Raw genomic sequence first — 25694 nt, forward strand, 5'->3', positions numbered from 1 at the left:
GCGCGCCTCTTCTCCATGCTATGGCCCCTGAGAATTGTAAGTGTTGAGTAATTCGTTGACAGAATCCGCTTTCCATTCTGAGGAGTTGACGGTGCATGTCATTCCGAGCGGAGCGTCGAACCCTGTTCGCGGAATCTAGGGTCCCTGCTCAACGCACTTTAACGGCTTCAGCACACTAGATTCCGCGCTAAGAGCGACTCTTCGCTGCGCTTCGTTCGGAATGACATGTGTACTAGTCATGTCTAACACTGCGAAAGGTTGCTTTTGTTCTCAAATCTGTCAACGAATTACCTGACATTTACAAGAATGACCGCCGACCGCAGCGCGTCCGGGATTCATTTACTTAAGAACCTGTTGGGGGATTCAAGACATGCTTCGCCCGTCTTCGCCTATTCAGAATTGCCAAGGTCCGAGCATGTCATTCGCACAAGGCAGCTGAGTGAGAGCCTAGACTACTCCGGCACCGGAGTGGGGGGCGGTTTCGGAGTGAGATACTCCTCGATAGCGTCGTGGGCGTTTTGCGCCGCTTCCTCAATGGAAACTTGGCCCCGCGCCACGGGCAGGGTGAGCCGGCTGAAGATCTGCCAACTCAACACGGTTGAGGTTGCCAGGTGGGAAGGCACACTGTCCACCAGGAGTTCCAGCAATACGTCCCGCGCTATGGGGTCGAGCAGCAAGGACATGTACTTGCCGGCCGGCTTGTTGATGAATCCCTGCGCTTCCGTAACGGCCGGCACCAAGCGAATCTGGCCGAGGTGATGTCCCAGATGCAGCATGGTCGCGAAGCCCGCGTCGCCATGCTGGCTGCCGACCGGCATCACCAGCGCCTCCTGCAGGCCGAGTGGTGTCCCGCTGCGGTCTTCTTTGGGTATCACTGCGGGCATGCGGTCCGCCCTCAGCCTGCCAAAGAATGGATTGAAGACCATCGCTGTCTGCAGGCGCTGGCCGTCAATGGTGCCGCGCAGCGTATTGGAGTCTACATCCGGGCCATGTGGCATAACGCCATGGATGCGGCCGAGTTCCTGCCAGAAGCGGATGCCGCGCTGCGCCGCCGGTTCGGTGAGCTTGATCTCCCCCGTATCCAAATCTACGGCGTCGCCGCCCTCTTGGAGCACAAAAGGCAGCCAGCCCGGAATGCTCCACTCCGTATATCCCCAGAAGTCGATCTTCGTATCGCCGTCAACGTCCCGGGTCAGTGACTTGGCCGCGAAGATGAAGTCCTCGTGGTTCCACGTGTGCGTCGGCGTCGCTACTTTGAATTCCTCAAACTTTGTGCTGTTGTACATCACCATAGCCGGCAGCACGGCCAGCGGCACGGCCATGAGCTGGCGCTGGTAGCGCGACAATTGCAGCGCGTTTCCCGCGAAAGACTCAAGCAGGTCGCTGTCCTCCGTCTGGGCGTAGCGATCCAGCGGCGCGAGGATTTGGTGGGTAAAGGCGCGCGGAAAGTCCAACGCGGAGTGCATCCAGGCGATGTCGAGCGGCGCACCGCTCGCGTCGCGGGCGACGACGAACTCCCAAAATGCATCACGCCACGACTTACCGCTCGGCCGCAGTATCTCTACGGCTTCTAGCTGAGAGCGCGGCGTGGGGCCGTCAATTTGCTCCTCGTTCCAGGCGCTGATGGCATTGCTGGCCTCGGTGGGGATGCCGGCGAGGCGCGCCATAAAGGCAAACGTCAGGGTCACCGGCTCGGCTGATTGGCCGCCGTCGGATGATCGCGGGGCTTCCCGGAATGGCGCATTGCCTTCAAGCTCGGGCCTTGCGCTTGCGCGCCCCGGACCCCCGCCACAGGCCGCGAGTACTGCAGCACTCCCACACAAAGCAGCCAGCGTCGCCACACACTCTCGTCTCGTCATCTCGTTCACCCTGATTCGTCAAACGCGTATACTTCTGAATCCTCGTCACTAACGAGGCGGTGAACCGAGCCATTCACGCACCACGGCGGCACCGTTCTCCAGGGCGGCAGGGGCAGCGAGACTGCCTCTCAGCGCCGGCAAGGCCATCCGCTCGGTCAAGGTCTTCCCTAATCCACTATACAACGAGAGCGTAGTGCCGACACTATACGAGAGGCTTCGCAAGACCACGTCCGCTCGGTCCAGCCCCAATGCAAGGTCAGCGTGCATGCGGTTGGGACGACGGATGAACTCAATTGCGTTATTGCGCGGTGGCACCAGCAACTGTGACCCTAGTTGTGCGGCCAGCGGTTTGGCAACGGCGTAGGCAGCGTCAATATTCGCGCTGTGCGCGGAAACGCCAACCATGTCGGTGACCAACATGGGTAGGGATTGGGACGGCCCGTTGGGTGTCCCAACAAAGGCGAACGGCAATGAGTAAGGCTCCGTGTTGTGCCAGTTGATGAGTTCGAGGCGCAGCGGCGCTGTGGAAGAACCGTTTCGCCGCCGCATAACTGCATCCATGGTGACGTGCGGCCCGCCTTCCAGCGCCCGATAGCGGTGTGCAAGTTCCATCCAAAAATGCAGCCCGCGCCGGGCCTCTGACTGGTCAAGCGTCGTTCTGCCGGCGCCAAGATCGGCAACCCGCCCGCCTGCGCCAACAATTAGAGGCAACCAAGCGGGAACGGTCGTCGTGCCAAACCCCCAAACTGTGCCCTTGTCCGCGGTGTGTGTCAGCGCCGCGGCCATCGTGGCAAATTCATCCCACGTCCAACTTGACAGCGGCGACGGCACCTCGCGCGCCGTGAGAACTTCAGTATCATACCGCACTGAAAGAATGCCCAGCGCCGCCGGGAGCGCCATTTGCTGTCCCCAAAACTCTAGGGCGCGCAATGACTCCGGATGGTAGCCCTTCAGTGTATTGTTGGTGTCGTTATCGAGAAAAGGGTTTAAGGGACGCAGCAAATCGCCGCGCAAGATCTCCGGGAGGTCATCCTGCAAACTGAACCAGACAACGTCAGGAGCCTCGCCTGCCGCAACGCGCTGGCGAATTGCGGTCACAAACGAACGGCCGGGCGTGGCTACGATCCTGTGTACTTCTCTGATGGTGGGTATGCCGTCGCGCCCGCCGGGCGCCAACCCGTAGCGCACTGTCGGCAACGCCTTGTCCAATACGGCGTTCACCCGGTCACCGGCTCGCACGGCAACGGTGACGGTGACCTCCTCCGGCACTGGCGTCGGCGCATCGGGGGCGCCGCGTTTACCGCAGGCAAGCAACAGACCGCTGCCAAGGCCTGCACTGCCGGCTCGTAACAATTCTCGTCGCGTCATGGGCAAGACCCCCCGCAAAGAACTGTCCTTAGGGTACATACTCCCACTGCGCTTCAAATGTGTCAATCGCCTGGCGCAATGTTCCGGCTCAACTACGGAGCGCGAACTTCACCAGGGTCCACAACGCGTGCGGCCCGTCAATCCAAGGATTGAGCTTGCGCTCTCTGCGTGGCGTGTAAGATATCGGCACCTCACGAATGCCATAGCCTAGCTTCAGGATTTTCGCCGTGATCTCCGGCTCCAATTCAAAGCCCGAAGACTCGATAGTGAATCGATCGACAACCTCCCTGGCCATCATCTTGTAGCACGTCTCCATGTCATGCAGCGAGGCCCGAAACAGGATACGTGTTACGAGGGTAAGGAAAACATTGCCGAGACGCCGGACGAACTCCTGGTGTTCCAACGATCGCACGCCATAGACCACCTTGGTCTCGCCCCGCGCGATCGGTCCCAGCAACGCCGGAAAGTCCGCCGGATCATACTCCAGATCAGCGTCCTGAATGACGATCACGTCTCCCGTCGCCGCCGCCAACGCGGTGCGAATTGCCGCGCCCTTTCCTCTATTCTCCGGGTGATAAACTACGTGGTACCGCTCGTCCTGGAGAGACTGTAACACTGCTGTCGTGCCGTCCGATGAGCCATCGTCTACGATGACGATCTCTTTCTCCAAAGAGACGTCCGCCACGCGCTCCAGAACTGCGCGCACGGTCTCGCATTCGTTGTAGACCGGAATCAAAACGGAGAGTTTCATAGCAGCTATACCATCGGTTGCAAGAATCAAACACCCAAACGCACTGGGAGGAGCGAGGCACTCAGGGAATGCCCAACGGGGCTAGGGGTGTCGGCAAATGCGTAGCTCAGAGTAAGTCAGGTCTAGGTTGGTTTAGGAGCGCCCCTACTATATCATTGGGTCCATAACTGAGTAAACACCTCCCACGATTCGAACTTGCCGGCGCCAAGCTGCACTGCTCTCGAGACCAGGGCAGGCCGCGACCGCGCTGTGCAGGATCATCTCCCATAATTCAGCGCCAAGGAGCACACAATGGCCACGCCGCCGTACTCCGTACACGTGGAACGAAATGTCGCCGTGCCCATGCGGGATGGCGTTGTCTTGCGCGCAGACGTTTACCGACCGGATGCTGCGGGGCCGTTTCCCGTAATCCTCACGCGCACGCCGTACAACAAGACTGCCTTAGACGGCGGTCCGTCACCTACCTACGAAACCCTGGCTGCGTCAGGGTATCTTATCGTGGCACAAGACGTGCGCGGCCGCTATGCCTCGGACGGTGAATTCACGCCGCTCTTTGCCTTTGGCTATCCGGATATCGAAGACGGTTACGATACGGTTGAGTGGTGCGCGCGGCTGCCGGATTCAACCGGCGACGTCGGCATCTTCGGCAACTCCTACGGGGGCTTTACTTCGTATTGCGCCGCTTTCAGCCAAGCCCCCAGCCTCCGCTGCGTCTTTGCCGAAGGTATGACCCAGCGCCTCACGGACTTTGAGCCGCACTTCCGTCCCGGGCGGCGCTTTGCCTGGTCTATGTGCACCATCGCGCCGGACATTCGTCTCAAGCAGGGCCTCGGTGGGCCGCATCACAAGGAGATTGCCGATCAATTGTGGGAACGTGAACGCCACAAGTGGCTGTGGTTCCTGCCCCGCAAGGACATACCGGACGATCACTTTGGCGGGCCTGTGCAGGCCGCCTACTACCGCACGCTCATGACCGAGGCCGGCGTCGACACGTTCCAGTGGCAAGACCGCTACCCGGACGTCCGCGTACCGGTATTCCACCGCACGGGCTGGTACGACCGCTTCGTGCGCGCGATCGACGGCCATACGCTCATGGCACAGCAGGCCGGCACGCCGGAGGCCCGCGCCGGGCAGCGCGCCATGATTGGACCCTGGGGACACACAAGCGCCCTTAACGTCTACGAAGGCGAACTGGATTTCGGTCCTGACGGCCTTGTGGAGCAGACCGACCTCCTGCTCCGCTGGTTCGATTTCTGGCTCAAAGACCAGGATACCGGCATCATGGACGAGGGGCCGATTAGCCTATATATTCTTGGCGACAATGCGTGGCGCAACGAGAATGAATGGCCGCTCGCGCGTACACAGTACACCGACTATCACCTACACAGCAACGGCAACGCGCAGACCCCTCACGGCGACGGCGCCCTTTCGCCAGATCAGTCGGGTGACGAGTCGCCCGACCAGTTTGTCTACGATCCTCGCGATCCGGTGCCCTCTTGCCATCTGATGCACGATCAAGACGGCGTCTTCGACCAGCGCGTGCTGGATTCTCGCCAGGACGTGCTCGTCTACCAGACCGACACCTTGACTGAGCCATTGGAGGTGACCGGCGAACCGGTCCTGCACCTGCATGCCGCTTCCAGCGCCGTTGACACGGACTTCATGGCAAAACTGATCGACGTCCACCCCAATGGCTTTGCGCAAAACCTCAGCTACGGTGTCGTGCGCGCCCGCTACCGCAATGGCTATGAGTCGTCGCAACTGCTAACGCCCGGACAGGTGTATGAATTCACCATCACGCTCAACCCGATCGCGAATGTCTTTCAACCCGGCCACCGCCTGCGCCTGGATATCTCCAGCAGCGACTTTCCCAACTGGGACCGCAACCTGAACACCGGCAGCGACGGCTACGCGGATGCCACGATGGTCAGCGCCCGCCAGACTGTGCTTCACGATGCCAACCACCCAACGCGCATCACTTTGCCCGTTATTCCGAGAGACTGAATCCCGCGGCTGACTGCCTAAGTGAGCACAAGTTTGCAACCTGCGCTACCGTTCGGATGGCGCGTTCGCCGCGCTACTTGGCTTAGGCCGCGTTTCCGTCGGCAAGTCGGCGGGCATTGAGAGGATCCGGGCATGGCGAGCCAAGCGGTAGGCCTAAGGGAAAAGTTGCTCCTCCTAACTGAAGGCCACCGCCGCCTATATCGCAACTCCTCGTTTGTATTGCTCTGGAGCGGTCAGACGGTCTCTGTTTTTGGTGATGCCTTCTTCAATCTCGCCGTCATGTGGGTGGTGTGGTCGGAGACCCAGTCAACCCTGCAGACCGCCATCATACAGGCCATCTGGCACCTCCCCGATGTCCTTCTTGCGCCCTTGGCCGGCGTCCTCGCCGACCGCTGGGACCGCAAAGCGATCATGGTAACGACCAGCCTCGCCGCGGCAGCAGTGGTGGGAGCGGTGGCCCTGCTGGTGATGCTAATCGGACACCTGCCTCCCATCGTTGCCTTTGTAGCAATCTTCAAGCTAAACAGCCTGACTACGTTCATGAACCCAGCCCGCGCCTCGGTCATGCCCTCCCTTGTAGGGCGTGACCTGCTGACCACGGCCCAGGGCTTGTTTTCCACCGCCAGAGAAACAGCATCTTTGGCTGGCAGCGCGGCTGCCGGGCTGCTGATCGCGGCTGCGAGTGCAGTGTGGGCCTTGGCGGTCGATGCGGCGTCGTTCCTGTTCGTGGCGCTGTGTATCGCGCTCGCCCGCCTGCCAGGCAGGGCTGCCCCATCCGCCGCCTCGAATGAGGCTCGTCCTCGGCTCTCTCTGGGGTCAGTCGCCCAAGACCTGCGGGAAGGGTGGCGGACGGCCACCGGGCTGCCGGTGTTGCGGGCGTTGCTGTGGCTCAGCGTCCTTATCAACATCGGCTCCTTCATGGGTCCGCTGTGGCCGGCCCTTGTACAGGAGCGTCTTGGCGGCGGGGCGGGCTCTTTCGGCATGCTTTTGGCAGCAGGGACGGCAGGCGGCATGTTTGGCGGACTTTTGGCCGGGCCGTTAGAACGGCGCCTCGGCGCAGGGCGTGTTCTGGCATCGGGCTGGAGCCTGTCGGGGGCATGCACGTTGGGGATAGCAATCTCCACCTGGATGACAGCGACCGTGGTCCTGGAGTTCGTAGAGACCGCCTCACTTACCGCCAGCATGGTGGCGAGTGGCGCGATCACGATTACAGCCGTTCCTGAAGAGTACCGCGGCCGGCTCTTTGGCGTATTCCGCAGCCTGTCCGTCGTCCTCATCCCCGCGAGTGCCCTCGCCGGAGGGTTCATTGCGGAGTTCGTGGAGATTTGGATCATGTTCGCCGCTGGCGGAGAGATAATCCTCGCCCTCGCGTTGACCGCCTGGGTGAATCCCCACGTTAGAAACGCGCGCATCTGAGAGGCGCGGGGAGAATTCGAGTCCGGGTAGCGCAGGTTTGCAACCTGCGCCGATATGACCAAATTTGATACCCGTGCTACCGCCCGGTCGGGGCGCCGCGACAATGCCCACAAACGTCAACCGCCCCGAGCCGCGCGGTAAAGCGGAACCGCACAAACGCTTACTTCTTCACGTCGGCACGACTCTGCGAACATCCTCGATCTTGTCGAAGTCGCTCTCCCAGCTATATATCTCCGTAATCCCACGGGCTTTCATGTGCACAACTGTGTAGGCGTCGGCGAAAGAGATGCGGTGCTGTACAAACACATCGAGCGCTTCCAGGCATAGTCGCTTCTCGGCAAACCGGATTCCAGGCAGGGAGATGATGGCGCCTACCATCGACCCTATCCTCTCTCTGGAAACACCGTACGTGCGCTGGAGAGTGAACACGGTTTCGAATACGACCAACGGCGAGGTGACAACCTTTTCCTCCCCCCGCTGAATTATCGCCAGCAGCCGACGCGCGGATTCTGCCATTTCCAAGTTATCACCCGTGAAGTAGCGTAGAAGGATGTTGGTATCAAGAAAGCGCATCGTCTTCACTTTGCCGGTCAGACTCTGCTTCTTTCGCCACCCCTTCTTCGAACGCAGCGCGTTCTTCACGCCAAGTTAGAGCCTTTTGCGAACTTGCTGCTGCGCCAAAGTAACGATCCACTGGGGACAGGACCGGCAGCAGGCGAACTCCGTCTGGTGTCGATTCAAACCGCACGAAGTCCCGCGGCTTGATGCCTAGCTCCTTTCGTATCTCAGCCGGTACCGTTACCTGGCCCTTCTGCGTTACCCTCGTTTGGTAAACTCGCACTGTAATACTCCTTAACTTCTTCTCCCTATTTCCTTAAGTAATACTATTCTATAGGTAATACATCTGCCAAGGGCACACCAACCTAGAATCTTTCCCGTTACCTGCATTCCCCCACTACCGCACACATGCCTGCCAGGCCTAACACACCCCTTCTCCCTTGACGGTAAGCGTGATGCTGCAGCCTGCCGAATCTCTCTGCATTCGCTACAATAGATGGTACTACTCGAAATCTACTGCCATTCGGCGAGACCCCTACTGTTTGTGAGGCAAAGAATTACCGTGCGCACTGACGAAATTCGCCAACGCTTTCTCGACTATTTTGCAGAAAAAGAGCATCTTGTCATGCCGGGATCATCGCTCATTCCACAGAGCGATCCCAGCGTCTTGCTCACCAGTGCCGGCATGCAGCAATTCAAGGACTATTACCTCGGCCTCGCCGATCCGCCGCGGCCGCGCATTGCCACCGTCCAGAAGTGCCTGCGCACCGATGATATCGACGAGGTCGGCGACCAGTCGCACCTCACCTTCTTCGAGATGCTGGGGAACTTCGCTTTTGGCGACTACTTCAAAGAAGAGGCAATCGCCTTTGCCTGGGAACTCGTGACCGAGCGCTTTCCCTTTGCCAAGGAGCAGGTGTGGGCAACCGTATTCGGCGGTGAAGATGACCTCGGCCCCGATGAAGCTGCCGAGCGGGCGTGGCTTGCGGTTGGCGTGCCGCCGGAGCGCATAGTCCGTTACTCAGGCTGGAAAGAGAACTGGTGGGGCCCTACCGGTGATTCCGGCCCCTGCGGACCGTGTTCGGAGATCCATCTTGAGCTCGCGCCGAATACCGATGGTCACGACTGCCTGGGTCCGGCCTGCCCCTGCGGCCGCTTTCTTGAAATCTGGAACCTCGTGTTCAATCAGTATTTCTCACGTGCGAGCAACAGCAATCTCAGCGCCGACGCCCTGACACCACTTGACAGCGTTGGCGTGGACACAGGGGCCGGTCTGGAACGCTGGGCCGTGGCGCTTCAGGGCGTTGCCACCCCGTACGATACGGACCTCTTCCAGCCGATCGTGCAGCAGGCGGCGCAGTTGCTCGGCTGCACCTACGGCGACCACACGGAGCAGGACGTCGGCCTCCGCATCATATGCGAGCACGCGCGCGCTGCCGTCTTTCTGATTGGAGACGGCATCCTGCCGGGCAACGTGGGGCGTAGCTACGTGCTCCGCCGCCTGATCCGGCGCGCCATGCGCCACGCGTACCTGCTGGGCCGTCGGGAGCCCATGCTGGCCGCACTGTGCCGGACTGTCATCGCGCATATGGGTACAGCGTACCCTGACATACGTGCGCGCGAAGACTTCATTTTGCGCATGATCACGCAGGAGGAAGAGCGCTTCTTGCGCAACGTGAACCAGGGTCTGCCAATTCTCTCTGGAATGCTGGAAGACGCGGAGCAAGCAGGCGGCACAATTCTCGGAGGTGCAGATGCGTTCCTGCTCCATGACTCGTACGGCTTTCCCATTGAGCTCACCCGAGAAGTCGCCGCCAGTCGCGGGATTACGGTGGATGAAGAAGCCTACCAAGCCGCGCTGCGCGAGCAACAGGAACGCAGCCGCCAGAGCGCGCAATTCGAAATCGTGCAGAACCTGCCAACCGACTTTGCTGGCGTAGACTTCACTGGGTACGAAGCAACCACTGATACCGGCACCGTCGTCGGCATACAGCAAGGCGACGAGCGCGCCGGCAGGCTGGAAGCCGGAGAAGAGGGCGTCATTGTGCTTGACCGCACACCTTTCTATGCGGAAGGCGGCGGCCAGGTGGGTGACACCGGGCGTATTGAGAACACTGACGGTGTCTTCCGCGTGGAAAACACGTACTCGCCGCAACCCGGTCTCATCGCTCACCAGGGCCGTGTGACGGAAGGGTCGATCGTGGCTGATCGTTCGGTCACGGCGACCGTCGACCCCGAGAGACGCGCCAACACGGCGCGCAACCATACGGCGACCCATCTCATGCACGCCGGCCTGCGCAGCGTGCTCGGAGACCACGTCCAGCAATCCGGGTCGCTGGTCGCGCCGGACCATCTGCGCTTCGACTTTTCCCACCCTGAGGCCCTTTCGCACCAGGAGATTGAGGAAGTCGAGAGACGCGTTAACACCCTCGTACAGTCAAACTTGCAAACAGAGATCGCACATCTGGAAACGTCGGAGGCGGTGGCCGCCGGTGCGCTGGCGCTCTTTGGCGAGAAATATGGCGAGACCGTGCGCGTTATCACTATCGGTGACGTGAGCAAAGAGCTCTGCGGCGGCACCCATGTCCCCGCCACCGGTTCCATTGGACTCTTCGTAATCCAGAGTGAGTCTAGTATTGGCGCGGGCCTGCGCCGCATTGAGGCGCTTACGGGCCCCGCCGCCGTGCGCCACGTTCAAGAGCAGAATGCTCTACTGCTCGACCTCTCCCACTCCCTCGAAGCACCGCCGCAAGAGCTCGGCGAGCGCACTGCCGCCTTGCGTGAGGAACTCGCCCAGCAACGGCGAGAGATTGCACGTTTGGAACGCGGGCAGGCAGGCCAACAGGTGGAGCACCTCATCGCCGCTGCAGAGGTCGTAGATGACATGAAGCTGGTCGTAGGCCGCGTGGACGTTGCCAATGTCGAGAACTTCCGCGAGCTCGGCGACAGGGTCAAGGATCGACTCGAGGGCTCCGGGGCATTGCTGCTCGGATCCGTCCTCAACGACCGCCCCCAGTTTCTCATTATGACAACCAAAGGGCTATCCCAGCGAGGCATCCATGCCGGTAACCTCGTGCGCGCGGTGGGCAAAGTGGCAGGCGGCGGCGGCGGCGGCGGACCCGAAACGGCCCAGGCCGGCGGCCGCGACCCTGGAAAACTGGACGAGGCCCTGGCGAGCGGTGCACAGCTCCTCCGGGACGCCATGACCGGCGCTACGTAGCACGGGCTCCATGACGGCGGCAACACTCCTTGGCTTTCCCTGCATCAATGGCGGTGCATGTCCATCTTTGTAAAGAACTATGGACTATATCACAAGAAGAGCGCTTGAGTTACTTCGCCTAGGCACTGGCATTCCCGCAGCGACTTTTCGCGAGGAGCAGGAAGAAGCCATCCGCCACATTGTCGAAGGCAGAGGCAGGTTGCTTGTTGTCCAGAAAACCGGATGGGGCAAGAGCAACGTATATTTCATAGCGACCAAGCTGCTCCGTGAGGCCGGGTTTGGCCCAGCCTTGCTCATTTCGCCATTGCTTTCGCTCATGCGCAACCAGATTGAGGCTGCGGAACGAATGGGTGTGCGGGCGGTAACAATCAATGCAAGCAACAAGGCCGAGTGGGCCAGTGCAGAAGATCAGCTAGAAAACGACGACGTGGACATCCTCCTCATTTCCCCCGAGCGGCTTGCCAACGACGACTTTCGCGAACGGATTCTTCCCGACATTGCAGCGCGCTTGGCATTGCTAGTCATAGATGAGGCCCATTGCATCTCTGACTGGGGACACGATTTCCGTCCCGACTACCGTCGCATCGAAAGAATTGCAAGGACATTGCCAGGGAACATCCGGCTGCTCGCTACTACCGCTACCGCAAACAACCGTGTAATGGATGACCTAAAGGCGGTGCTCGGCCCCAGTCTGCATGTCTTGCGGGGAGAGCTCAATCGGCCATCTCTCTTGCTACAAACTATCTCGCTCCCTAGCCGAGAGGAACGGTTAGCCTGGCTTGCCGAACAACTCGCATCCATTCCTGGGTCAGGCATCATCTATGCCTTGACGATTCGCGACGCTGAGCAGGTAACCTGTTGGCTTCGATCAGAAGGACTGGACGCCCAGTGCTACACAAGCAGATCAAGAAACCGGCAAGAGTTAGAGCAAGCTCTCTTGAAAAACCGGGTAAAGGCACTAGTCGCCACAACTGCGCTTGGCATGGGCTTCGACAAGCCTGATTTGGCATTTGTCATCCATTACCAGACTCCAGGCTCGGTTGTGCACTACTATCAGCAAGTCGGACGAGCAGGCCGGGGGTTGGACGCAGCTTACGGCGTGCTGCTCAGCGGCACCGAGGATAAGGAGATTATCGACTACTTCATAAGAAACGCTTTTCCTACAAAGGATGAGGTCGGCCACGTGCTTGCGGCCTTGGAAAACGAACCGGCTGGCCTCTCCATTCCGCAGCTTTGTGGGTCGATCAATGTTAGAGAAAACCGCATCAAGCAAACCGTTAAGCTCCTCTCCCTTGAGTCACCGGCGCCTATCGCGCAGCAGGGGTTCAAGTGGCAGTTGACTGCGGCGCAACTAAGTGACGCATTCTGGGAGCGCGTGGAACGACTCACTGCTTTGCGACGAGAAGAACAGCGCCAGATGCAAGAGTACGTGACCCTAAAGTCGGGCCATATGAACTTCCTAATTCAAGCACTGGACGGTAAACCGGAAGCAATAGAACCGCCTGACATACCAGCGCTACCCATGAAGCCACAACAGGAGAAGGTGCGGAGAGTAGTTGAATTCCTGCGTCGTACCTGTCTGCCAATCGAACCACGTAAAAGATGGCCGGATGGTGGCCTACCAAAGTACGACTTGAGGGGATTCATCCGAAATGAACATCAGGCAGAAACGGGACGGGCGCTTTGCCAATGGGGAGATGCCGGCTGGGGCCGGCTCGTTCGCATTGGAAAGTACAAACATGAGCGATTTTCAGACGATCTAGTTTCAGACTCTTTCCAACTATTCCTTGAGTGGGACCCACAGCCGACCCCAACTTGGGTAACCTGCATTCCATCGCGGCGTCAACCCACGCTGGTGAGAGACTTTGCCTCGAGGCTGGCAACTGAATTGGGACTGCCATTTCGGGATGCTCTCGTAAAGGTAGACAACCGACCACAGCAAAAGGGCATGGCCAACAGCATTCAACAGGCGCGTAACGTGGATGGCTCACTCGACGTAGTGTCAGATCTCATAATTCCGGGACCCGCTCTGCTTGTGGATGACATGGTAGACTCGCGGTGGACACTTACGATTGCAACGTGGCTACTACGTACTCATGGTTGCGGGAAAGTATTTCCCTTTGCGCTTGCTAACACTGCAACGGACTGATCTATGATAGATGCAGAGTTATCAGCCAACGCAAAAGCTATACTCTTGTTGACCGCTCCATTGCTTATCGGAAAGAGCAAGAATTCAGCACGCCCTTTGACCCCATCAGAGTACGACCAACTGGCGCATTGGCTCAGGCAGCACGGCCGCGAGCCGGCCGATTTGCTCGAGCGTCAGACAGGGGATGAGTGGGACAAGTCTGAACTCCGACTTGACTACGAACGAATAGGTCAACTAATCCAACGGGGCTTCTTGCTCAGCCAAGCGCTGGAGCACTGGCAAGCCCGGGCAATTTGGGTGGTTAGCCGAGCGGACCCAGGATATCCAAATCGATTCAAGCGACGGCTCGGCAAGTATGCGCCACCCGTACTGTACGGCTGCGGAGATGCCGAATTGCTAGACAGCGGTGGTCTGGCCGTGGTGGGATCCCGTGAGGTCCCAAAAGCACTACTAGAATACTCCGAGGGAATTGGTCGGCTTGCTGCGGCTGCCCGGTGCACCGTTGTCTCCGGTGAGGCGCGGGGAGTTGATCAAGCAGCAATTCAAGGGGCATTGGGGGAAGGCGGAAGAGCCGTTGGCGTTCTGGCTGGAGGCTTGGAAAACGCTGCGCTGGCCCGCAAGAATCGTGAAGGATTGCTGGATAAGCGGCTTGTCCTAGTTTCCCCGTATGATCCAAGGGCGCGCTTCAATGTCGGAAACGCCATGCAACGCAATAAGCTAGTGTACGCCTTTGCCGACGCGGGATTGATAGTGGAATCCGATTACAACAAAGGCGGCACTTGGACTGGAGCCGTCGAACAACTGAATCGTCTGCGCTTCGTACCAGTTTTTGCTCGCTCCGACGGACAAGCCAGTCAGGGCATCGAGGCTTTGCTACGAAAGGGAGTTCACCCATGGCCAAATCCCCAAACGCCCTCAGACTTTCGGCAGGTTCTGGACGGCAGCTTCTTGCCTTCGCAGACTGAGTCTCCAAGACAAGCGGCGTTGCTGCCAGAAGAAGAGGATGGTATCCCACACAGTGCTGCGGAAGAAGCACAGGAAGTCACGATTCGAGAAGCACAGGCCAAAGACGCCTACGTTGCAGCAGAGACCCCTCCCGATCAGCTCTTTACCAAGGTTGAGCAACTACTGACCTCGATCACCACTCCCACGTCAGAATCTGATGTAGCAACATATCTTCACGTAAACAAGACCCAAGCAAGAGAATGGCTAAAGCGATTAGTCCGTGATGGGAAATACAAGCGGCAGAAGAGGCCAGTTCGCTACGAAAGGATTCTCTAGGAACAACCTTGGTTAAGTCACATTGCCCAATCAATTGAGCCCCGAACCAGCAACACCCACTTTCTTGTCAAAACCTCCCCATTTCAGGCATCGTAGAGAATGAGTTGAATGAAGAGTACTTGACTTGCAAGGAGTTTCAGCATGTCATTGTCCGCAGAAGAACAAGCGTTATTGAATGGCGAGAAGCGCAACCTGCCGTTCCTACCGGCGCTGGGCGGCTGGTACAACGAAGAAGAGGTGGAAGCCCTGACCCAAGCGCTCCGCGAGAGCATGGACTGGAGAGTCGGCTTTACCGGCAACGACATTACGGAGTTTGAACGGGAATTTGCCGAGTATTGCGACGTAAAGTACGCCTATGCTGTGAATTCTTGTGGCACCGGTCTCGATGGGGCGATGCAGGCACTGAACCTCGGCCCGGAAGATGAAGTGATCGTACCGGCCATTACATACATAGCGACCGCCCAGGCGGCAGTCGGCGTAGGCGCGAAAATCGTGTTGGCCGAGTGCCACCCGGATACTTTCAACATCGACCCCAACGACGTGGAACGCCGCATGACGGCAAACACCCGCGCCATCATGCCCGTCCACAATAACGGTCTCTCCGCCGACATGGACGCCCTGGCAGATATTGCCGAACGACATCCCCACCCCACGCACGGCCCGCCCCCCGTGGTCGGCGATGCCGCTCGTGCCGCCGGCGGCGGCTACAAGGGCACCCGCGTCGGCAAGAAGGGCGCCATGAATATCTTCAGCTTCCAGACCACCAAGAACATGACAACCCTTGGCGAGGGCGGCATGGTGACGACGGATGATGACGATTACGCGGCCTACATCAATAGCAGCCGCTCGTTTGGCTGGGGATTGAAGGGCTGGGGTACAAACTACCGCCTCACCAAGTTGCAGGCCGTCGCCGGTAGAATCCAGCTTGCGCGGCTCGACGAAATGAACGACCTGCGCCGCGACCGTGCGTTGTTACTCTCCGAGTGTCTGGCCGATGCGCCCGGTGTCATTATTCCCCAAACCCCAGCAGGTTACGATCACGTGTGGTACGGCTATACGGTCATGCTGGAATCTGAGTGGGCCGGTGAGCCGCGCGATAAGGCTTTAGAGCACATGCAGTCCGAATACGGCGTTGGCGGTGGCATTATGAATGCCGCGCTCCCCGATTACGACTCCATTTTGAATAAGATGGGCCACAAGCCGGAGGACGTGCCCGTATCGACCGATCTTGGTCGGCGTCTCTTCTGCCCCTCGCTCCATCCGTTGATGAGCGACGACGACGTAGCGTACGTCGCGGCCTCAATCAAGGCGAGCATGGAGACAGTGGCGGGGACTGTTGGCGCCGCTGCGGTTGCGCGGTAAGGCGCATCTCGTCGCGGTACAAGCAGCGCGTTGAGAATTAGAACAGAATTGAAGATAGGGAGGGATGAAGATTGCATCGGCGCCCCTCCCTATCTGTTTGCGTGGCACAGAGTGTCGCACGAGACGCCGCACCGGGCCCGTGCTCTCCGGCGTAGTTGCGTCTGCATACCGATTGCTCTACATTTGGGAAAGAGCCCTTTCCCAAGCCTGTTCACGCGGGTAGCCTTAAAAGCAATGCCGGAAACGCCTTGCTCCGCAATCGCAGTATGAAGTGCAAAAGGACGACCTAGCGCAGTGATGCTCGTTTTCAATGTCTGGCGCAGAGCGCTGGGCATGCACTACTTTGAGTTCTTCACCGTCATCAGAGGCAATATCCTCTGGGCGCTCTTCTGTCTTCCGTACGCGCTCTATAGCTACCTCGCATTCCTGCAGGTCTCCGCGGACGCCGCGGAAACCGCCCAGGAAACCTCGCCGATCTTTCTGGGTATTTCGTACACTATCGCCTCGCTAGTGCTGCTTGCGCTTGCCGGTCCTGCTACTGCCGCACTCTACGATTTCGCCGCCAAGTCGCTGGCCGGCGAAACTGTAAACATGCGGATCTACTGGCAGAGCTTCAAGACTCTCTTCGTTAAGGGCTATCTGTTGGCAGCGATCAATCTCTTGATCCTCGCGGCGCTCGTGCTCAACACCTGGTTTTACCTCACGGCAGACATTCCCCAACTCATGCGTGCTCTCAGCATCGTCTTCTTCTGGGGCATTGTGTTCTGGGTGGCAATTCAGCCGTACTTGTTCTCGGTAATGATTCGTCTCGAGACCTCAGTGCTGCAGACGTTTCGCAACGCCGTCTTGTTGGCGCTCGACAACCTCGGCGTCACGATCAGCCTGATCGGTGTGCAAATCGTGATGCTATTCTTTTTCATTCCCCTCTTTGCCATTGCGTATCCGGTCCTGGGCGGCTCGATATTTGCCCACACCCACGTGGGAGTCCTGAATGAACTCCTTGACCGGTACGACGCAAAGCAGAGCGGCGGGAACGCCGCAAAGAGCGAATCGTGAGGAGGAAGCAATGTCAAGCCTCACTCTAGAGGGCGCTACCAAGACCTTCAAGCGGCCAAGCCCTTTCTCCTGGAAAGGCATGATCGGGCGGTTCAGAGGCGGTGAAGCAGACGACGTGGTCCTCCCCGACGCTGATGACACCGAAGACGACCTGATTTACGCGCTCAACGGGATTGATCTCCAAATCGACGACGGCGAGTCGCTGAGCGTGCTCGGACCTTCCGGCTGCGGCAAGACGACGCTGCTCCGCGTTTTGGCCGGACTAGATTTGCTGGACGGCGGCAAGGTGCTCTTCGACGGAGAAGACGTAACCACCGTGGGCCCGCAGGATCGCAACGTTGCCATGGTGTTTCAAGACTACGCCCTGTACCCCCACTGGCAGTCAGAGGATAACTTGGGCTTCTTCTTTCAAATGCACCAGCGCAAGCACGAGATTCCCGAGCGTATACGCATCACCGCGCGGGTCATGGGACTCGGCTTCGAAACGCTTCTCAGCCAAAAGCCGCCGAAGCTCTCCGGCGGACAACAGCAACGCGTAGCTATCGCGCGCGCGATCATTCGGGACCCACGGACATTCCTCTTCGATGAGCCGCTCTCGAACCTGGACGCTACGGTGCGCGCCCGTACCCGCGTCGAGATTCGACGCCTGATACAGCGATTCGGCATAACGTCAGTCTACGTTACCCACGACCAATCAGAGGCATTCACGATGGGCGACCGCATTGCTGTAATGCATGAGGGCCGCATCTTGCAGGTTGATACCCGCCACCAACTTATCGAGCGCCCGCTCAACCTCTTCGTCGCCGACTTCATTACGGTGCCGGCCATGAATCTGCTGCCCGGCGTCGTGTATAGAGAGTACGTGGAGATCCACGACCGCAAGATTACGCCGCCGCCAATCGTGCTGCAACAATATCAGGCCGAACGGGTCACCATCGGCATTCGGCCAACAGACGTTGTGCTGCGATCCGAAAATGAGGAGGACACGATTCCGGCCAAGATCGAGACCGTGGAACCGCTCATGAGCGATCGCGCAGTTCTGCTCACGGTGCGGGTGGGGCGGTACACTTACCGCATTCAACGCCCCCAGACGGAGCATCACGAACCCGATACGCTCATCTTCATGGACGTGCCCCCGCACTGCCAGCACGTCTTCGATAGCAAGGGCCGGCGCGTAAACTAGCGTGCCGGGCGGCCAATTCCAGAGCCTATTCCTTCATCGACCCAGCGAATTCCTGGTGCCTACGTCTAACTGAAGCTGGAGCAATCGGTACTCCCACCCGACCCCTGGATTCCGGCTTGCGCCGGAATGACGGACTCATTCGATCAACCTTCAGCGGACAAGGCTCATTCTGACTGAGCCAGTCTCAGTAGCTCCAACCATGGCGTGAATTCACGAGTCTCAGTGGTTCGACACTTTTACATTGATGGGTAGCGCAGGGTCGCACGGGACGTGCGCGTAACCTGCGCCATCTCCCCGCGCAGTCGCTTACTCTTACCCATCATTGCAATGCTGTTGGCCACTTAGTCGTATTTCAAGAGGACGCCCAGGAATTCATCCTTGCGGTCGCGCAGGCCCTCGTAGGCCGTTTGCCCCTCAGTGTACGGCAACACGTGTGTAATGAGGGGCTCCACGTTAATGCGTCCGCTTGCCAGTAGCGACCAGAGAAACGGGATGTCCTGCTCGCGCGTCGCGGCATCAACCGTGCTGGCATGTGCGCCGATGAGGTGCACGCCCGTGCGATGGATGTCAAAGTAGGGATCGAGTTCCAGCTTATCCCGTGGACTCCCTAGCAGCACGACGCGCCCGTGGTTTGCTGCAGCTTTGATTGCTAAGTCGATAGTCGGCCCACTCCCCACGGCTTCTACCACAAAATTCGCACCACGCGGGCCAAGTTCCGGCAGCCAATCGGCAAGCGGCTTTTCACTCAAGTTGAATGCCAAGTCCACGCCGCACGCCTGCGCTTGCCCCAGGCGAGACGCCGCAAGGTCCGCGGCGGCGACCTGACCGGCTCCCGCCAACCCGCAAAGCTGCGCACAGAGATTGCCCACCAGACCCATACCGATCACAAGTACGTTTTCACCAAAGTAGACCGGTGCCTGCCGTATCGCCGACAAAGCAATTTGCAGCATAGATAAGAAGGGCGCGTGAGAATCGTGCACTCCTTCCGGCACGGGCAGCACGGCATCATGACTGAGAAGCGCGTGCGTGGCGTGGCGGCCCCGATGAAAGACGCGTGCCCCGGGGGCGGGATCGGACACGCCATCGCCTACCGCCAGCACTTCGCCCACAGCGGCGTAACCCGGCCGAAACGGGTACTTGGCATAAGCAAAATCAGGCTCAGCGAAGCCCCGGTGCGTCTCCGTGAACATGGCGAGCTCCGTGCCCGCGCTAATCAGCGAGAACCGGTTACGTACCAAGACCTCACTGGTGCCTGGTTCGTCCGGGATGGCCAGAGTCTCTGCGACGCAGGTATCTCTGCTTGGAAAGACTAGCACCTGAGTTTCCATGTGCGCTCCTTTATTGCTCTTGCCTCATTTTGGATGAAACCACGGTCGGCCCCTCGCGCCAGGTGTCGAAACACAGACTATGCGGTCGTGATGCCGGCCCGGCCCCGTATAACTCAAGCGTTACCTCATTGCGGTACCCACTTGGCCAAACCGCACGATACTCCGTTGCCACTGGGATTCGTAGCGCGCATCCTGCATTGCGGCAACAGTCTAATGGGCGCGCTCTATGAGCCGTGTGAGATTGGCAAGGTGCTCATGGAGCTTGGCGCGACCTCGCGCACTCAGAGAATACCAAGTTACCGGCCGGCGGTCGCGGAAGGTCTTCTCGACTGCAACATAGCCACCATCTTCCAGCTTGCGCAGATGCGTCCCAAGGTTGCCGTCCGTTTCGGCGAGAACTTGCTTGAGACGGCTGAATGACATGAATTCATGCTTAGAGAGCAAAACACAGACTGCGAGTCGCACCCGATGCTCAAGCAGACCGCCAAGTGACGCCAATTCTTCAAGACTGGCGATGTCTGGATCAGCTCGTCTGGTCACGGGGTGTCACTTCAAGATAGCCCAGCGTCAATAGCGCCACAGCAAACAAGACCCCGGTAATCGTCCACCCATAGTCAGGTACGAACAGGGTGATGACATAGCCTACCCCCGCCACCAGGCCTACTCCCAGCAAACGACGGTCCAGGTGCAAACCGGCGAGAGAGTACGTTAATGCCAGCAACAGCAGCCAGATTGAACTATAGCCGGACCACGTTAGCTGTTCCGTTGCAACCAATACGCTACAAAGCAGACCAACACCTAGAAAAGACAGCCAATGCAGGCCCCACCGGATGCCTTCCCAGCTATCCGTCTGGCCGACACTCCGGCTATGGCGTATGCCCAACCATGCCGATATGACAACACCAAGCGGCGCCGCTACTGTCCAGTACCATCCAATCCAGCGAGGGTCACTGGCGAAATCTACCAGGGCAAAACCAATGAGCGCAACGGCCGCCCAAAAGACAAAGGTAGCCGTAGGCTGACCGGGCCCAGATCGCTGTGCCACGGCGCGAACGTACGCTACGTCCTCTCTAAGCTTATCTGTGTCCGACATGACAACCTCCTTTGAATCAAATATTACTCCTATATACCTTGTACTCTGTGTTATAGAGTACATAGCTCAACGAGTCAAGGGTGAGTCCGATCCGTGTGCTATGAAATGGGGTATCTATACCCGTGAAAAGCGCCTAGTGTTCGACGCTTTCCACGTATTCCAACGACTGGTGCCGGAAGTAGGTGTCGTAGAGTCCGGCGTAGTGGCCGCCGGCGGCTAAGAGTGTTTGGTGGGTGCCTTCTTCCAATATGCGGCCGCTGTCCAAGACGAGGATGCGGTCGGCGTGCTGCACCGTGTACAGGCGGTGCGCAATGACGATGGACGTGCGGTCGCGCATGATAGCCTCTATGCCGTCTTGGATCTGGACTTCGGTAAATGGGTCCACGCTTGCCGTGGCCTCATCCAAAATGAAGACTGCCGGATCGTGCAGCATGACGCGCGCCAGCGCTACAAGTTGGCGCTGGCCCATGGAAAGGCGCCCGCCGCGCTCGCCGACGTCCGATTCCAGCCCGTTCGGCAAGTCGGCAAGCCAGTCTCCTCCCGCAATGTGCTCCACCGCGCGCAGCACGTCCGCCTCATTGGCATCCGGCTTGCCATAGCGGACATTCTCCCCCACGGTACCGCTAAAGAGAAAGGGGGATTGCGGCACGATGCCGATCTGCCGACGATAGGATGGCAGGTTGAACGTGCGGATGTCACGCCCGTCAACCAGCAGTTGGCCCTCCTGAAACTCATAGAAACGCGCCACCAGCCGCACAATGCTCGTCTTGCCGGAGCCGGTGTGACCGACCAAAGCAAGGGACTCGCCCGCGTGTATCGTTAGATTGAAGTCGGGGAGTACAGTCTCAGTTGGCAAGTAACTGAAGTTCACGTTCCTAAACTCAAACCCGCCCTGCACGTTTTCAGCGGAAATGTCGTCGGTCTGCACCACTCGTGATTCTGCGTCTATCAACCCGAATACTCGCTCACTGGCAGAAAGCCCATTCTGGAATTGGCTCCAGAACGAAGCGATTTGCGTAAGGGGAAACCAGAAGAACATGAGCGCTTGGATAAAAAGGTACCAATCGCCCACGCTCATAGTGCCGGAGGCCGTGTTCAAACCGCCGAAGTAGACGATGACTGCTGTGCCGATGCCGGCGGTGGCGTTAAAGACGGGAAAAAAGGTATTCAGCACAATTCCCTGACGAAAGTTTACGCGATACGCTTGTTCGTTGATGCGGACAAAGTCATCGTGCACGGCCTTCTCTTGGCGAAAGACCTTAGCAACGGCAATACCGCTAATAGACTCCTCGATGTGCGCGTTCACCCGCGCCATAATGCGCCGCGAGTGCAGCGACGTTTCGCGGGCAATGCGCCGGAATAGGAGCGAAATGGCTGCCACGAACGGCGCCATCGCCAAAGTAATTAACCCCAGCTGAAAGTTGATGAACAGCAGCACACCCCCCATAAGCAACACCAGCATGGCTTGGCTGATGAGATTCATCGTCAGGGAGACCGTTTCCGCAAAGCCGTCGGTATCGGATGAAACGCGGCTTACCAGCTTGCCGGTCGGCTGGTCGTCAAAGAATGAGAGATCGTGCCCCATGGTTGCATTGAAAGCATCCTCTCGAATCTTGAGCGTCACGTTCCCAATTGCCGTGGCGCCAAGCCACTGCCGGAGGAAATTCAAACCCCATGAGACGCTGCTCAAGAGCAGAATGGAAGTGATGAGAAGCACCATTACCTGCGTGGCGGGATTGGCAATGACAAGGTCGATCCCGCGTGAAATGAGGATCGGTACCGCGGTATCGGTAAGCGAGCCCACGAATACCGCGAGCGCAACAATCAGCATGGGGCGTGTTTGCGGGCGAAAGTAGTTGATGATGCGGCGCAGCAGCGCGCGATCGCTATACTCGCGATCGTACGCGTCCGCGTCCAGGCCGTCCATCACAAAGCCCATTGGCTCATCCTCATCGGAAGTGCGGAATTGAAAGTGTCAGCGGTCTCAGGCTTAGGGTAGCGCGGGGGCTTGTCCCCCGCTCCGGGCGCAACCACGCGAGGAGACGCGGATGGATTCCCGTTTTCGCGGGAATGACGGATCGGGGATACACCCTCTCTCATCGCCAAGACGTGTTCGATGCGGCTAAACTTCGCCTTTCCTGTGCGGGACACCCCGGCACGTAGCGCGGGGGCTTGTCCCCCGCTCTTTGAGTTTCGCACTTGGCTCAGAGTAGATGGATTCCCGCTTTCGCGGGAATGACGGATCGGGGGTGTTCCCTCTCTCATCACCAAGATGTGTTCGATGTAGCTAAACTTCGCCTTATCTGTGCGGGACACTCCGGCACGTAGCGCGGGGGCTTGTCCCCCGCTCTTGGCACATCGCACATATCGAAGATCGGATAGTTTCCCGTTTTCGCGGGATTGACGGCAATTGGAACGGCTTCCCTGAGCTACAATGCCGTCACCTTGTGCCGCGATTCTACTCATCTACTAGTCTCCACTGACTGTGGCAGGCATTGCGGCGACATAGCGCTCGTCCCGATGCGCAAAGATGTCGCGGTACGCGGGACTGCGCGCAATGAGTTCCTCATGCGTGCCTTGGTCCTCCAATTCTCCGCCCCGCAGCACCAGAATGCGGTCGGCCCACCGGATCTGCGAGAGTCGGTGCGTGATGAGAAACGTCGTCCGCCCGTGCAGAATATTGCGCAGCGCACGCTGAATCTGATCTTCGGTCGCACTGTCGATCGCGCTCGTCGAGTCATCGAGCACCAGTATGCGCGGGTCGGCCAAGAACGCGCGAGCAATAGCGATGCGTTGCCGCTGTCCGCCGGAGAGCGTCACGCCGCGCTCGCCCACCACCGTGTCGTATCCATCCGTAAAGCCCATGATAAAATCATGCGCCTGAGCCTGTTTCGCCACCGCTTCAATCTCCGCACGGCTAACCGGACGCCGCACGCCAAAGGCAATGTTCTCGGCCAGTGTACGTGAAAAGAGAAAGACATCCTGGTCGATTGTCGCAATCTGCGAGCGTAGTGATTCCATCGACCACACGCGTACGTCGACGCCGTCAATCATCACTTGTCCATCCGAAACCTCGTAGATACGATTGATGAGCCGGGTGAGGGTGGACTTGCCGGACCCCGTCTGCCCGACGATTGCAACCGTCTCGCCCGGCTTGGCTTTGAAGCTAATGCCTTTGAGCATATTGGAATCGTGGTATGAGAATGAGACATTGTTGAACACCACCTCGCCTTCCATCTGCCTCTCGATTCCTGCGCGATTCTCGTCTATCTCCGTCTCCGCATTCAGGATGGCGAGAATGCGGTCCGCCCCGGCCGTGCCGAGCTTGACGAGAGAGAACGCAAAAATGGAAACAAACGTTGGGAATCGAAGCATGCCTAGAAAACCCATGAATGTAATGACCTGGCCGAGAGTCAATCCGCCGTTGCTGTAGAGATAGAGTGCGTGGGCAAGGCCGAGCGCTAACGCAAAAGAAAACATGAGCAGCGGCAGGTAGAGCGCCTGAATCTTGCCCTGTTTTATGAAGAGATCACGGTAGTTTGCCGCCTTGACCCGAAAACGGTTGAATTCCTGCTGCTCCTGCGCGTTCGACTTAACGACTTCAATGCCCGCAATCGATTCGGTCAGGTTGGCGTTGAGCACGCCGAATTGCGCGCGGAGCGCTCCTGCTACCGGGCCCAATCGACGCAAGTATCCCCGCAATGCAATGAGAAAGCCGATGAGGAAAAGCACCGGTATCGGCAGCAGCGCCGCATTCAAGAACGCAATGGCGATGATGGGTGCCACCATGTTGACGAGCCACTCCGAGAGCAGCAGCAAGCCGGGGTTGACCATGTAGTTGAGCTGCTTTACGTCATTGGTGGCACGCGCCATGATGTCGCCAACGCGTTGCTGACCGTGATAAGTCTGGCTCTTACCTAGCAGATTTACGTAAAGTTCGTCGCGCACGTCGCGCTCCATGCGCAGCGCCACAATCTCAGCCGTGTAGTTCGCGAGAAGCTGCATTACGCCTCTGAGCACGCTTATGCCGAGAATTGCCAGAGCAAAACCCAGGAGCACGGACACCACGGCGTTTGCATCTTCGACGGCGTCAAAGGCATCCCCCAGTATCCTCGGTACTTGCACCGCGGCCACCACGACACCGGCTCGAAAGAGGGTGCCAACCACCACGTGGACCGGGTAGCGCATCGCATGACTGACCAGCCACCGCGTGACGGAAGAGCGATCATACGTATGTTCGATATCCGGCGTAAACTCGCGGTTTCTCAACGGAGTCTCCAGGAAGCATGAACCGTTGCCATCAATTCACTATAACATCCTACAAAAGCTATAAAATCTCCTCAGCTACCGAAATACTCTGCACCGCCCATGCAGAAGAGCGGCGTCTAAAGGTGAATTGAAGCTTGGCGGCACTTGTTCATTTGCACAGATACTAGGTACATTAGAATGAAGAGCCAGGAGACCTCAGTTATTAAGAGTGGAGCGTGATGTGAAGAGTTTGGACGCGCAACGCCATTGGTGGCAGGTTGGGCGGGTAGTTCTGGGCGTGATGGCGTTTGCCATTTTGCTGGGTGGTTGTATTGCACAGCCCCAGGGCGTTGTCATCAATACCAAACCTACGCCCACACCGACGCCAGTTGTAGGCAACCCCAATAACGCAACGATCATCGAAGTCACGGTTGTGGACAACACGGTGCCGCCATCAGGCGTCGGCATTATCTGGATCAATCGCAGCGTAGGCTGGGCACCGTACGAGAGTCCCGGCGACGGTAGGTTGCCTCCCGATGAGTACGGCGTGCTGGTGTACATAGATGAAGAGCGCATCGGTGTCGTCTGGCCCGACGAAACCGGCGGAATGGGGCCGCGCCCCCTTGCAATTCCACAGAACGTATGGGGATTTGAGCTCGGCCAGCACACGCTCAAATTCGTCCAGCAAGGTCCTGAGGTGTGGCGAGAGTCTGCACCGATCATACTTGTGGTAACGGAAGACTTTAAGCCTACCCCCACAGTCCCGCCCAGTCCCACGCCGAAGCCAGTGCCGACACCGTCGCCGAGGCCGTCGTAGT

At 58.7% G+C, this 25694-nt stretch carries 19 protein-coding genes; 9 read left to right on the forward strand and 10 right to left on the reverse strand.

Annotated features, from left to right (window positions below; all coding sequences use genetic code 11):
• Positions 1 to 452: 452 nt before the first annotated feature.
• The 3 genes from OXE05_06450 to OXE05_06460 all read right to left on the reverse strand — a co-directional run bounded on the left by OXE05_06450 (position 453) and on the right by OXE05_06460 (position 3978).
• Positions 453 to 1859 carry a hypothetical protein gene (locus OXE05_06450; GenBank protein ID MCY4436958.1) on the reverse strand — a complete coding sequence of 469 codons (1407 nt, stop codon included), beginning with the start codon at positions 1857 to 1859 and terminating at the stop codon, positions 453 to 455.
• A 48-nt stretch (positions 1860 to 1907) separates the two neighbouring features.
• Positions 1908 to 3227: an extracellular solute-binding protein gene (locus tag OXE05_06455; protein ID MCY4436959.1), complete on the reverse strand. Its 1320-nt coding sequence runs from the start codon at positions 3225 to 3227 to the stop codon at positions 1908 to 1910.
• An 88-nt stretch (positions 3228 to 3315) separates the two neighbouring features.
• Positions 3316 to 3978 (reverse strand): glycosyltransferase family 2 protein, encoded by a 663-nt coding sequence (locus OXE05_06460; GenBank protein ID MCY4436960.1) that lies wholly within the window; start codon positions 3976 to 3978, stop codon positions 3316 to 3318.
• A gap of 291 nt (positions 3979 to 4269) precedes the next feature.
• Between OXE05_06460 and OXE05_06465 the strand changes: the two genes are divergently transcribed.
• Both OXE05_06465 and OXE05_06470 read left to right on the forward strand, forming a co-directional pair.
• Positions 4270 to 5982: a CocE/NonD family hydrolase gene (locus tag OXE05_06465; GenBank protein MCY4436961.1), complete on the forward strand. Its 1713-nt coding sequence runs from the start codon at positions 4270 to 4272 to the stop codon at positions 5980 to 5982.
• 132 nt (positions 5983 to 6114) lie between these two features.
• A complete protein-coding gene (locus OXE05_06470) occupies positions 6115 to 7398 on the forward strand; it encodes an MFS transporter (protein ID MCY4436962.1) in 1284 nt (427 codons plus the stop codon).
• A 168-nt stretch (positions 7399 to 7566) separates the two neighbouring features.
• Here OXE05_06470 and OXE05_06475 read toward each other — a convergent pair whose 3' ends face one another.
• Both OXE05_06475 and OXE05_06480 read right to left on the reverse strand, forming a co-directional pair.
• Complete coding sequence (locus OXE05_06475; protein ID MCY4436963.1) at positions 7567 to 7971, reverse strand: PIN domain-containing protein; 405 nt, start codon at positions 7969 to 7971, stop codon at positions 7567 to 7569.
• Positions 7958 to 8239, reverse strand: coding sequence for an AbrB/MazE/SpoVT family DNA-binding domain-containing protein (locus OXE05_06480; GenBank protein MCY4436964.1), 282 nt, complete (start codon positions 8237 to 8239; stop codon positions 7958 to 7960). Before OXE05_06480 ends, OXE05_06475 begins: the two co-directional genes overlap by 14 nt.
• Positions 8240 to 8518: 279 nt before the next feature.
• Here OXE05_06480 and alaS point away from each other — a divergent pair, with 279 nt between their 5' ends.
• From alaS to OXE05_06510, 6 genes are all read left to right on the forward strand, one after another.
• Positions 8519 to 11176, forward strand: a complete 2658-nt coding sequence (alaS, locus tag OXE05_06485; protein MCY4436965.1) for an alanine--tRNA ligase — start codon at positions 8519 to 8521, stop codon at positions 11174 to 11176.
• A 79-nt stretch (positions 11177 to 11255) separates the two neighbouring features.
• Positions 11256 to 13325, forward strand: coding sequence for a RecQ family ATP-dependent DNA helicase (locus OXE05_06490; protein ID MCY4436966.1), 2070 nt, complete (start codon positions 11256 to 11258; stop codon positions 13323 to 13325).
• A 6-nt stretch (positions 13326 to 13331) separates the two neighbouring features.
• The gene (locus tag OXE05_06495) at positions 13332 to 14606 is read left to right on the forward strand and encodes a DNA-processing protein DprA (protein ID MCY4436967.1); all 1275 of its coding nucleotides are present in this window, start codon (positions 13332 to 13334) and stop codon (positions 14604 to 14606) included.
• A 141-nt stretch (positions 14607 to 14747) separates the two neighbouring features.
• Positions 14748 to 15968 (forward strand): DegT/DnrJ/EryC1/StrS family aminotransferase, encoded by a 1221-nt coding sequence (locus tag OXE05_06500; GenBank protein ID MCY4436968.1) that lies wholly within the window; start codon positions 14748 to 14750, stop codon positions 15966 to 15968.
• A gap of 297 nt (positions 15969 to 16265) precedes the next feature.
• Positions 16266 to 17024 carry a DUF624 domain-containing protein gene (locus tag OXE05_06505; GenBank protein MCY4436969.1) on the forward strand — a complete coding sequence of 253 codons (759 nt, stop codon included), beginning with the start codon at positions 16266 to 16268 and terminating at the stop codon, positions 17022 to 17024.
• 10 nt (positions 17025 to 17034) lie between these two features.
• Positions 17035 to 18207, forward strand: a complete 1173-nt coding sequence (locus OXE05_06510; GenBank protein ID MCY4436970.1) for an ABC transporter ATP-binding protein — start codon at positions 17035 to 17037, stop codon at positions 18205 to 18207.
• Between the two features lie 341 nt (positions 18208 to 18548).
• On the opposite strand, the gene OXE05_06515 is transcribed toward OXE05_06510, so the two are convergent.
• From OXE05_06515 to OXE05_06535, 5 genes are all read right to left on the reverse strand, one after another.
• Positions 18549 to 19535, reverse strand: coding sequence for a zinc-binding alcohol dehydrogenase (locus OXE05_06515; protein MCY4436971.1), 987 nt, complete (start codon positions 19533 to 19535; stop codon positions 18549 to 18551).
• Positions 19536 to 19745: 210 nt separating this feature from the next.
• Positions 19746 to 20075 carry a transcriptional regulator gene (locus OXE05_06520; GenBank protein MCY4436972.1) on the reverse strand — a complete coding sequence of 110 codons (330 nt, stop codon included), beginning with the start codon at positions 20073 to 20075 and terminating at the stop codon, positions 19746 to 19748.
• Positions 20059 to 20628, reverse strand: coding sequence for a hypothetical protein (locus OXE05_06525; protein ID MCY4436973.1), 570 nt, complete (start codon positions 20626 to 20628; stop codon positions 20059 to 20061). The genes OXE05_06520 and OXE05_06525 overlap by 17 nt, the downstream gene beginning before the upstream one ends.
• Positions 20629 to 20761: 133 nt before the next feature.
• Positions 20762 to 22567, reverse strand: a complete 1806-nt coding sequence (locus OXE05_06530; protein ID MCY4436974.1) for an ABC transporter ATP-binding protein — start codon at positions 22565 to 22567, stop codon at positions 20762 to 20764.
• A 530-nt stretch (positions 22568 to 23097) separates the two neighbouring features.
• Positions 23098 to 24897 carry an ABC transporter ATP-binding protein gene (locus tag OXE05_06535; protein ID MCY4436975.1) on the reverse strand — a complete coding sequence of 600 codons (1800 nt, stop codon included), beginning with the start codon at positions 24895 to 24897 and terminating at the stop codon, positions 23098 to 23100.
• Positions 24898 to 25117: 220 nt separating this feature from the next.
• Between OXE05_06535 and OXE05_06540 the strand changes: the two genes are divergently transcribed.
• A complete protein-coding gene (locus tag OXE05_06540) occupies positions 25118 to 25693 on the forward strand; it encodes a hypothetical protein (GenBank protein MCY4436976.1) in 576 nt (191 codons plus the stop codon).
• Position 25694: the final 1 nt, after the last annotated feature.

It is taken from the genome of Chloroflexota bacterium (genome assembly GCA_026710945.1).
In the GTDB taxonomy this organism is placed as follows: domain Bacteria; phylum Chloroflexota; class UBA11872; order VXOZ01; family VXOZ01; genus VXOZ01.